Origin of the sequence: Lachnoanaerobaculum orale (assembly GCF_003862485.1) — a bacterium.
Classification (GTDB): domain Bacteria; phylum Bacillota; class Clostridia; order Lachnospirales; family Lachnospiraceae; genus Lachnoanaerobaculum; species Lachnoanaerobaculum orale.
The window spans coordinates 65,250-74,954 of record NZ_RRCM01000004.1 but is presented as its reverse complement, the minus strand read 5'-3'; the positions used below and the strand labels follow the sequence as shown (position 1 = coordinate 74,954).

Genomic DNA, 9,705 nt, shown 5'->3' with positions numbered 1-9,705 from the left:
GAGTATACGAGGCAAGCTAAAAATGAGAACAGTAAAGAAGCAAGATATCCCGTTATTACATTAGTATTGTACTTCGGATATAACGGCAGATGGTGTCATCCAACGAATTTGCTTGAACTTTTGGATATAGATAAAAGAATCAAACCATATGTGAATGATTTCAAGATGAATCTATTTGAAATAGCATACCTTGACAGGGAAAAGATAGATATGTTCAAGAGTGACTTTTGGATACTTGCCGATTATCTGTATCAGATGCGTGTAAATAAGGATTATGTAGCAAGTGACACAGTAATTGAACATGTGGATGAACTTTTGATGCTGATGTCGGCAATGACAAAGGACTACAGATTTGAAGATACCATAAATGAAGTTAAAGGAAAGGAGCATGTGACTATGTGTGAGGTACTGGATAGAGTAGAGGCAAGAGGAAGAGAAGAAGGAATTAAAGAAGGGATTAAAGAAGGAATTAAAGAAGGTACTGTAAATATCCTTATTTCTCTGGTAAATGATGGGATTCTAAGCATTGCGGATGCAGCAAAAAGAGCCGGCATTAGCGAAGAAAGCTTTAGAGGATATTTAGAGCGAGGTTAATGCAAATTAGCGTATAGTTTTGAATATATTTAAATAAAATCAGTGGGGTGTAAAAAACTCAATAAAGTTTTTTCACACCCCACTTTTTTTATAGAAACTATTTTTTAAACAGTTTTGCAAAGAAGCCTTTTTTCTTAGGCTCAGGCTTAATAAGTTTTCCGCCTTTGACACTCTTTATATCCGAGATATAGATACCGCTTACTACAGCTTTTACTTCTGTCTTTAGAGGTATCATGGCAAATACTTTTTCATCCGCCATGAGTGTCATTATTCTTGGTCCTACCTTGGCTTTTACTATGGGGACTTTCGTCCATTTCAGATACCAAGGCGTCTGCTCATATACAATCTTAGGCAGACCGGATTCTTTTATTTTCAGTTTCTTTTTATCTATAATAAGCATCGAAACCGTTTGTTTGGCAGCTTCCATAGCCGCCTGTGACTCTACCTGCTTTGTCTCCATCTTTCTTCCGAAAAAATAGAGGGCAACTAAGGCAGCGAGTAATATAACGAGTATGACAATAAGAATTGTCAAAAATGTTCTCACTTTTAATTCCTCCAAAAATAAAAATTGTGAAGTATCACTGACGACAATTATATCAAAATCTTAACAATTTATCAACAAATTCTCAATATGATACCGATAAGTCTAATTTAATCTAATTTAAGTTTGAAGATAATGTGATATAATAGCCTCATAATGTTTTTTAGGAGGCTATATGAGAAAGATACTTATTGTTATAGATATGCAAAACGATTTTATTGACGGGAGTCTCGGTACTAAGGAAGCTGTAGACATAGTAGAAAATGTTAAGAAAAAAATCCTTACATATGATAAGAGAGATGTGTTTGCAACTATGGATACGCATAAAGAAAACTACCTTGATACTCAGGAGGGTAAAAATCTTCCTGTATCACATTGTATAGAAAATACTGAGGGTTGGGAGCTGAATAATGAGATAGCAGAGCTTATATATCCTGAGAATGTATTTAAGAAGCCGACATTTGGAAGTGTGGAGCTTGCCAAAAAGATAAGTGAGATAGCTAAAGAGGAAGAGATTGAAATAGAGTTGGTCGGACTTTGTACAGATATATGTGTGGTTTCCAATGCTCTGCTTTTGAAGGCGTTTTTACCTGAGACAAAGATAAGTGTAGATGCTTCATGCTGTGCCGGTGTGACTGTAGAAAAGAATAATGCCGCGCTTGAGACTTTAAGAAGTTGCCAAGTGAATATAGAATAATATTTCGGATTGATTAAAAGTCTTACATTCAAGTTTTACTTGTTTGTAGGGCTTTTTTTGATTTCACAAATTGTTCACATAATAACAGATTTTTTTAAGTTTCATTTCAGCTTGAGATTGTATCCTTAATGCATCAAAGGAAAACAAACCTTTAAAAATTAAAAAAGAGGTATACATATGAAGAAGAATATAAATAAAAAAAATAAGACAATAGCTTTATCGCTGGCAGGAATGGGACTTATGTTAAGCCTTGGTGCTTGCAGTAATGTAGGAGCCAATGCGGCTACAGTAAGTGCAAATGTAAGCAACAAGGACACTAAGGGAAACACTACAAATATAAGTGTGGACAATAACACTGTAAGTATAAACGGAGACGGTGCAAGCAGCGAAGGTAATGTGATAACTGTAAGCAAGGCAGGCAACTATAATTTTACCGGAAATTTGGATGAGGGACAGATAATTGTGGATGCCGACGGTGATGTAAACTTTACATTCAATAATTTTAGTATTTCATATTCCAAGGATGCTCCGATAGTGGCAAAGAAAGGAAACTTAAATATCGTATCGGCGGACGGTACTGAAAATAGGGTCAGTGATAAGAGAGCTGCCAATACAGAGGATGAAAACGGTTCAAGTGAAAGCTCAAAGGAGGCATATGACGCGGCCATCTATGGCGAAGCCGATATAAATCTTAGCGGAAACGGCAAGCTTACTGTAGAAGGCGGTTACGAGGACGGAATACACAGTAAGTCAAACTTGAGTGTTGAGAGTGGAAATTATTCAGTTACGGCTTCACACCACGGACTGAACGGAAAGACAACTTTGGTTGTAAAGAACGGTACTTTCGATGTTACTACTGTAGAGGATGCATTACATTCAAAGGGCGATGTTACTGTAGAAAACGGTGAAATAAATATAAACGCAGGTGATGATGCGGTACATGCCGACAATACACTTACCGTTAAGGACGGAACGATAAATGTTGCAGCTTCCAATGAGGGACTTGAAGGTATCACTGTAAATATTGAAGGCGGAGATATCACAGTCAATTCAAGCGATGACGGAGTGAATGCGGCAGGTGATACCGAGGACGGATCGCAGGCAAGCTACGCTATAAATATTTCAGGCGGTAACTTAAAGGTGGTACCGGGCGGTGACGGTATAGATTCAAACGGTGATATGAATATTTCAGGAGGAAATATATTTATAGACGGTCCGTCTGACGTTGGTAATGCACCTGTTGACTATGACGGAACCGCCACTATAACAGGCGGAAGCATACTTGCTACCGGAAACTCAGGGATGTTTGAGGGCTTTAACGGCAACGGCTCAACTCAGTCAAGTATTATATATTATCTTGACAGCAATGTTACACCGGGAAGTACCATAAAGCTTACCGATGAATCAGGTAATGAGATATTCTCGTCGGCAGATCAGACTCAGAGCTACAATGCGGTACTTTATAGCAGTGATAAGCTTGAGAGCGGAAAGAAATATGATATAAGTGTCGGTGACAGTAAGGAGTCTGTAACATTGGAGAGCGGATCCAATACTGTCGGAAACCGTCAGGGCGGAATGGGCCAGCCACCACAGGGAGGAAACTTCGGAGGTCCACAGGGCGGAGGTAACGGAGACCGCCAAGGTCAGCCGCCGCAGATGAACGGAAACGACAGAGAACAGGGCGGAATGGGTCAGCCGCCGCAAGGAGGTCCACAGGACGGAGGTAACGGAGACCGCCAGGGACAGCCACCGCAGATGAACGGAAACGACAGAGAGCAGGGCGGAATGGGTCAGCCGCCGCAAGGAGGACCACAAGGAGGAAACTTCGGAGGTCCACAGGGCGGAGGTAACGGAGACCGTCAAGGCCAGCCGCCGCAGATGAACGGAAACGACAGAGAACAGGGCGGAATGGGTCAGCCGCCGCAAGGAGGTCCACAGGACGGAGGTAACGGAGACCGCCAGGGACAGCCACCGCAGATGAACGGAAACGGTAGAGAGCAGGGTGGAATGGGTCAGCCGCCGCAGGGAGGTCAGAAGCCGAATCAGGCACATATTGATGACAGTCAAAACAGTAAAAATAAAGGTGACTCAAAGAAGAAAAATAACAAACAAAAGAATAATAAAAAAACTGAGAACAAATCAGGAAAGGAGCAATAATGAGAAGACTCGCCCTAATACCGGCGTATAAGCCAAATGAAAATTTGATATATTTTGTGCAGTCCTTGGAAAAAAGAGGAATAGAGGTAGTAGTGGTGGATGACGGCTCAGGGGGAGAATATCTTCCCCTCTTTTCACAACTTGGAAAAAACAGCAATGTAAAGATTATAAGGTTTTATATAAATCAGGGAAAGGGTGCGGCACTGAAAGAAGGACTTTCATATCTGAACAATATTGAAGGCGACTTTACAGTGATCACATTAGATGCAGACGGCCAACATTCACTACAGGATGCGACATATTTGCTTGAAAAAGCCGCTAAGAGTGAAGATGTTTTGATACTGGGCTCAAGGGAGCAGTCAAAGGATTCACCTCTTCGCTCAAGGATAGGAAATTATATTACAAAAAAGGTATTCTGTTTTTCTACAGGAGTGGATATAGAGGATACTCAAACAGGTATGAGAGCATTCAAAAAAAGTCTTATACCGAAACTTTTGGAGATAAAAGGTGAGAGATATGAGTACGAGATGAATATGTTGCTTGAATTTGCCAAGGAGGGTATCAAGATGAAAGAATATCCTATTGAAACAATTTATATCAATGACAATGAAGAGAGCCATTTTGATACGGTGAAGGACTCTATAAGGATATACAGTCAGATTATAAAGTTTTGCACAAGTTCGTTGCTGTCATTTGGCATAGATTTTTTGATATACAGTATCAGTTTGATAATGTCGGGGAGTATATTATTTTCAAATGCTTTTGCCAGAATTATCTCACTGCACTTTAATTTCTTTATGAATAAGAAGTTTGTATTTGAAGATGGCAAAAACAGTAAAACAAGCAGTAAGGAATACTTAAGTTATTTGGGATTGGCGGCATTTATATTTGTGATGAATACATTGATACTTCGCGGAATAGTGGAAACATTTCATATAAATGCAATTATTGCAAAGATACTTACAGAGGTGATTTTATTTACATTATCATATTTGGTACAGAAAAAACTTGTATTCTCAAGAGAGAACAAAAAGGTGGCACAGATTGTTTAAAAGAATGGAGTAAGATATGAAAAAATTCGGTAAAAAAGGACTTGGAGTGCTGTACGGTGTACTTTTATTTTCATTCAGTACATATGCGCTTTTAGATACTTTTGTGATACCGCACCCTATGCAGAGTGTGGAGATAAATGCAATAGCGGAGACCACAAGCACTTCAGGTATAAAAGAAAGCGTTGAGGCTGCAATACAGTCAAAGCTTGGTAATAATACGGATACTTCGGCACAAACAGACAGCTCTACAACTACATCCGAAAGTGCGGATACTACGGTGGAATCTGCTGCAAGTGTTGTTGAGGGCGGAACAGTTATAGGTCAGTATTCTGACGGTAAAACAAGTATTACATTAAAGCAGTACAGAGAGTACGACAGCAATATTTATGTGGCGGATGTGACCGTATCGGACGCCTCAGATTTAAAGACCGCTCTTGCAAACAATACCTACGGAAGAAATATCACAGATACAACTTCCGATATGGCGGCAAACAATAATGCCGTCTTGGCAATCAACGGTGACTACTACGGTGCAAGGCAGAGCGGATATGTGATAAGAAACGGAAAACTCTACCGTGATACTTCAGGAAACAGGGACGCTTTGGTAATACAAAAAAACGGTGAGTTTAAGTTTGTTTCGGAAAGTGAGACAAGTGCAAGCGATCTTTTACAAGACGGAGCGTTACAGGTATTTTCATTCGGTCCGGTGCTTTTAAGTAACGGTGAGATTTCAGTAGGCGAAAATGACGAGGTGGGTATGGCAATGGCAAGCAATCCCAGAACCGCTATAGGATATCTTGGAAACAATCACTATGTATTTGTAGTATCTGACGGAAGAACAAGTGAGAGTGCAGGATTAAGTCTTTATGAACTTGCAAGCTTTATGAAAGAACTGGGTGTAAAGGATGCATACAACTTGGACGGCGGCGGTTCTTCCACCATGGTATTTAAGGGAGAGATTATAAACAATCCTACCACAAGCGGACGCTCCGGTGAGGAAAGGGCTGTAAGTGATATAGTATATATAGGAGGTGAAAGCTGATGAAGAAATCATTTATATATCTTGGAATCTCGGCATTTGTATTTATTTTTTCACAAGTGTATGAGCATTTCTCACACGGAGTCTATTCGGGCTTTATGATATATGCGTTTTTGATACCTTTATTAGGGCTTTTTGTACCGAGTATTTTAAACAGATTTATATTAAAAAGAGATATTCCCGACATGGCCAAGCTGTCATTAAAATGCGGTATAGCAACACTTACGGTAGGTTCAATATATAAGGGAGTCCTTGAAATATACGGTACAAGTACAAACTTTGAGATAATTTATCTTATAGTAGGATTGGCGTTTTGTATACTTGCAGGTATACTGATGACAATAAAGGCAAATATAAAAGCGGAGGGGTAGTGCCCCTCCTTTATGTTTAATGAAAATACACATTAAAGCATATCTTTTTATTCTCACTCTTTACCTTGATTTCACCTTTGTGCATTGCGACTATCTCCTTTGCAATGGGAAGTCCCAGACCGTAGCCGGCGCTTGAGTGGGATTCATCCAGTCTGTAAAATCTTTTGAAGATATTTTGGGTATCTTCTTTTGAAAGCTCTTTTGAGATGTCATTTTCCACAGAGAGAATGACATTGTTTTTTTGCTTGCAGAGTGTAAGGCTTGTATGAGATACGGAGTACTTTAAGGCATTTTCCAAAAGTATTGATATAAGGTCCTTTATCTTTTTGGCATCTCCGAGTATGGAGATATTATCCGCTATATTGTAATCAAAGGTCTTTGAATCCTCGAAAAATAAAGGTTCAAAATACATACATTCATTATCTGTAAGCTTTGAAAGTTCTACAGGTTGCATCTGCTCTTTTCTGTCCTGCCAGTTTTCAAGCCTTCCGAGGTTTAAAAGGTCCTCTGTCAGATGCTTCATTCTTGTACTCATCTCATCAATGCCGTAAATATTTTTCTTAATCAGATCAATACTTTGAGTACCGAAATTCTCTTTTGAAAGAAGATTTTTGAGATTGCCGATATTATTTATAATAACTGTAAGCGGAGTCTTAAGCTCATGTGATGCATCCGAGATAAACTGACGCTGTGAGATAATGGCGTCGCTCACCGGACGAATACTCTTTTTCACAAAATATCTTGAAAAAAGTATTATGATTGCAGACAGTATAAAGAACAAAGCTGTAAGTAAAACAGAAAGTCTTTGTAAGCTTTTTATCTCATTGCCAAAGTCTGTGACGGCAATACGATACAGTGTATTATCTATAAAGTTTGAATCATTAGAGTCACTGTGTTTATCATTATCAAAATGACCGGATTTATCCTCAAAATTATCAGGCGGAACATCCTTTTTACAAAGATAAGCAATCTTACCTCCGTTTATTGAAGAAAAAAGTTTTTCATCATCATTTATCTTAGAGATGGCGTCTTTTGCTATTTTTGACTTGGTATCGGCATCCAAGAAAAAATCAGGTCCTTTGCTGTCAATTACCTCAGAATCGGAGTTTACAAGCATCATAAAAACAGGGTATGAACCTGATGAATTGTAATCATGCATAGGTGAATTGACGGCGGTGGTAAGGGCGGTCTTAAGGCTGCTGTATAAAGTGTATCTGTTGAATAGGAAAGGGAAGATAAGTAAAAACAGCAGCAAAAATATACTGACGGATGACAAAAGCAAGGTAAGTCTTCTTTGTAATTTTTTAATCATCTCTACATTTCTCCAAGTGGTATCCGAGTCCTCTGCTTGCTACTATTAAAATATCCGAGGAGAGGCTTTTTAATTTTTTCCTCAGGAAACCTATATAAACTTCAACATTGTTTTCCGTAGCGTCACTGTCATATCCCCAAATCTTTTCCAAGAAAAAGTTCTTTGAGATATTGTTCTTACCCTCTTTTAAAAGAAGCCGCATCATTTGAAATTCTTTAGATGAAAGTCTGATAGAGTTTTCACCTGAGATAAGTTCACCTGAGTCAAGGTCAAGTACGGTATCGCCAAAACTTATCTGGTTGACTTCCTTTCCCTGTCTGCGAAGCAGTGCATTGACACAGGCCAAGAGTTCTCTTCTGTCAAAAGGCTTTGTAAGATAGTAGTCCGCACCTGAATCAAGCCCTTCCACTCTGTCAAGGATATCTGACTTTGCTGTCAGCATAAGTATAGGCACACCGTTTTTTTGTGCCCTAAGGGTTTTGGCTACCTGAAAGCCGTTCAGTTTCGGCAGCATTATATCAAGTATTATCAGGTCAAAATGTGAGCTTTTTGCAAGTTCAAGTCCTTCCAATCCGTCATAGGCACAGACCACATCATGTCCTTCCAAGATTTCTTTAACAGATGAGGCAAGCAATACCTCATCTTCAACCACTAAAATATTCATACATACTCCCAAAATAATTATTGACTTGATTGTATAAACCTTATATCGCTATGTCAAGAAAATAGATTTTATAAAGTAAGAGGCTTTAAATATATATGTATAATGCTGTAAATTATGACATTCTTAATTGATAACTATAAAAATATGTGGGATAATAAGGGAAGACTAAGAATAGGAGACAGGGTATGCAGGATAATAAAGAGTGGAATAATATCAGAGATAATGTAGTAGATGTTTTTGATGAAAATAATACCTTTAATCAGGCCAAAGAGTTTTCAAATAAGGCTTTGGATATATTAAGGCGAGTCGGTAATCCGATACAGTACAATAAAAATGTGAATGTAAATACGGTTCCGAAAAAAGTAAAAGAAAAGAAGAAGACATACCTAAAGGCGAGCAGAGGAGATTTGCTTTTAAGGATTTTTTTCGGAATACCGATAATGATAATTTTTGCTATACCGATGTTTGTCACGGCTTTGACGGTACTTCCGTTTTCTCTTAAGATATGGCTTATTATAATGGTTGCATTGGCTCCTTTTTTTGCAGTGGGAGCGGTCCTTGCAATACCGGCACTCTCAAATCTGAAGCTTGTAGACGAGGCTAAAAAATATTATCGTATAATGAATGATAAGCTTTATATGAATATAGACGATATTGCAATGTTTGCAAACGAGAGCAGAGATAATGTAGAAAAGAATCTGCGAAAGCTGATTGAGAGAAGGAATTTTCCACAGGGACATATAGATGCAAGCGGTCAGTGCTTTATGTTAAGTAATGAAGTATATAAAGAGTATTTGGCACTTGAAAATCAGAGAAAAAGTCAGCAGGTAATAGAGGATAAGAATGTATCTGAGGGAAGTATTATACCTGAGGGCAGACAGTATGTACTTTCTATAAAAGAGATGCACCTTGGAATCAAATCGGAGCCTATGTCATCCAAGCTTAGCAAGCTTGAGACTGTGCTTGTTGCAATATTTGACAGGGTGGAAAAGGAGCCTGACGAGTTAAAGAAACTTGATAAGCTTATGAGATATTATTTACCTACCACGATAAAGCTTATAAAGACTTATTCCGATTTTGACAATGTGATTTCACCGGATGAGGAAATATTAAGTACTAAAAAAGAGATTGAATTGACAATAGATTCTATAAATGAGGCCTGTATGGAATTCCAGAACAGACTTTATAAGGATACTGCATTTGATGCCGATACCGATGCCGCACTGCTTAAGACAATGTTGGCAAAGGAAGGTCTTATAGATGAAATGAAATAATGAG

General features: G+C 38.6%; 9 protein-coding genes and 1 pseudogene. 7 read left to right on the top strand and 3 right to left on the bottom strand.

Translation table 11 applies throughout. The annotated features are described in order from the left end of the window. Positions 1-594: pseudogene (locus EHW90_RS12900) on the top strand (Rpn family recombination-promoting nuclease/putative transposase); the annotation flags it as partial. 97 nt (positions 595-691) lie between these two features. Here the strand turns inward: EHW90_RS12900 and EHW90_RS12895 are convergent. Continuing rightward, entirely contained in the window at positions 692-1,138 is a 447-nt protein-coding gene (locus EHW90_RS12895) for a hypothetical protein (protein WP_060930642.1), read from the bottom strand. Between the two features lie 172 nt (positions 1,139-1,310). On the opposite strand from EHW90_RS12895, the gene EHW90_RS12890 reads away from it, so the two are divergent. From EHW90_RS12890 to EHW90_RS12870, 5 genes are all read left to right on the top strand, one after another. After that, positions 1,311-1,832 (top strand): cysteine hydrolase family protein, encoded by a 522-nt coding sequence (locus EHW90_RS12890; protein ID WP_124953074.1) that lies wholly within the window; start codon positions 1,311-1,313, stop codon positions 1,830-1,832. A 177-nt stretch (positions 1,833-2,009) separates the two neighbouring features. Beyond that, the gene (locus EHW90_RS12885; RefSeq protein ID WP_124953073.1) at positions 2,010-3,989 is read left to right on the top strand and encodes a carbohydrate-binding domain-containing protein; all 1,980 of its coding nucleotides are present in this window, start codon (positions 2,010-2,012) and stop codon (positions 3,987-3,989) included. Next, positions 3,986-5,041 (top strand): bifunctional glycosyltransferase family 2/GtrA family protein, encoded by a 1,056-nt coding sequence (locus EHW90_RS12880; RefSeq protein WP_124953072.1) that lies wholly within the window; start codon positions 3,986-3,988, stop codon positions 5,039-5,041. The genes EHW90_RS12885 and EHW90_RS12880 overlap by 4 nt, the downstream gene beginning before the upstream one ends. Positions 5,042-5,057: 16 nt before the next feature. Continuing rightward, entirely contained in the window at positions 5,058-6,083 is a 1,026-nt protein-coding gene (locus EHW90_RS12875) for a phosphodiester glycosidase family protein (protein ID WP_124953071.1), read from the top strand. After that, positions 6,083-6,451 carry a hypothetical protein gene (locus EHW90_RS12870; protein ID WP_124953070.1) on the top strand — a complete coding sequence of 123 codons (369 nt, stop codon included), beginning with the start codon at positions 6,083-6,085 and terminating at the stop codon, positions 6,449-6,451. Before EHW90_RS12875 ends, EHW90_RS12870 begins: the two co-directional genes overlap by 1 nt. A gap of 16 nt (positions 6,452-6,467) precedes the next feature. Here EHW90_RS12870 and EHW90_RS12865 read toward each other — a convergent pair whose 3' ends face one another. After that, positions 6,468-7,763: a sensor histidine kinase gene (locus EHW90_RS12865; protein WP_124953069.1), complete on the bottom strand. Its 1,296-nt coding sequence runs from the start codon at positions 7,761-7,763 to the stop codon at positions 6,468-6,470. Further along, positions 7,756-8,427, bottom strand: coding sequence for a response regulator transcription factor (locus tag EHW90_RS12860; RefSeq protein ID WP_124953068.1), 672 nt, complete (start codon positions 8,425-8,427; stop codon positions 7,756-7,758). Before EHW90_RS12860 ends, EHW90_RS12865 begins: the two co-directional genes overlap by 8 nt. A 185-nt stretch (positions 8,428-8,612) precedes the next feature. On the opposite strand from EHW90_RS12860, the gene EHW90_RS12855 reads away from it, so the two are divergent. Next, positions 8,613-9,701: a 5-bromo-4-chloroindolyl phosphate hydrolysis family protein gene (locus EHW90_RS12855; protein ID WP_124953067.1), complete on the top strand. Its 1,089-nt coding sequence runs from the start codon at positions 8,613-8,615 to the stop codon at positions 9,699-9,701. The last annotated feature ends 4 nt before the right edge of the window (positions 9,702-9,705 follow it).